Origin of the sequence: Halomonas sp. B23F22_20 (genome assembly GCF_043496985.1) — a bacterium.
Classification (GTDB): Bacteria; Pseudomonadota; Gammaproteobacteria; order Pseudomonadales; family Halomonadaceae; genus Halomonas.
Genome location: NZ_JBIEKH010000067.1, coordinates 1 through 949 on the forward strand (window position 1 = coordinate 1; position 949 = coordinate 949).

1 protein-coding gene is annotated in these 949 nt (G+C 63.4%); it reads left to right on the plus strand.

The window, feature by feature from the left end; translation table 11 throughout:
• Window positions 1–158: 158 nt before the first annotated feature.
• Window positions 159–949, plus strand: a 791-nt coding sequence (locus ACGTN6_RS20580; protein ID WP_394594917.1) for an IS3 family transposase, incomplete at its 3' end; no start/stop codon positions are given.

Here is a 949-nt window from a genome sequence, read left to right on the forward strand (position 1 = left end):
GACGACCAACAGCCCAAGAGAGTGCCCAATACGGGTCCCCACAAGAGCCAGCGTGAGCTGGAGCGCGAAAACCGACAGCTCAAAAAGCGTCTCGAGCGGGCCGAGCTGGAAGTGGAAGTGCTAAAAAAGGCCAACGAGTACTTCGCCAAAGACCCGAAGTGAAGTTCGCCTTCATCAAGTGCTACCGCTCCCGCCGCTGGACGGTCGCCTTGATGTGCGGAGTGCTCGACGTGTCCAAGGCGGGCTTCTATCGCTGGCTCGGTCGCCGACCGTCGCCGCAGGCAACGGAGAACGAGCGCCTGGTGCGCTTCCTGCTGGCCGAAGCGGGTCGGCAGACGGGTGTCCCCGGCTATCGCAAGCTCTGGCAGGCGGCCGTGCATGCGGGCTTTGCCTGCAGCCAGAATCGCGTGCAGCGCCTGCTGCAGCGCGCTGGCTATCGCTCGGTGCGGGCCTTGAGGCCCGGCTATCGGCGCCCCAAGTCCGGGCTGCCGGCGCTACCCAACCTGCTGAACCGTGAGTTCCACGTGACCGCGCCCAACCGGGTCTGGGTCTCGGACATCACTCAGATGCGTTGCCAGGAGGGCTGGTGGTACCTGGCCATCGTCATGGACCTGTATTCCCGACGCATCGTGGGCTGGGCCGGGGGAGCCGTCAACGACAGCCGCCTGGTCAAGCGGGCGCTGAGCGAGGCGTGGAAGGCACGTCAGCCCACCCGCAAGGGCATGCTGTTCCACTCCGATCAAGGAGCGCAGTATCGCAGCGAGGACGTGATGCGGTGGCTGACGAAGCGAGACATCACGTTGAGCATGTCCCGTCGCGGCAATTGTTGGGATAATGCCTGCTCCGAGAGCTTCTTTGCCCAGTTGAAGGAAGAGTGGCTCCGTCGTTTGGAGAAGCAGAGTCGCACCGACCTGCAGGCCGAGGCGGAATATTATATCGAAGAGTATTA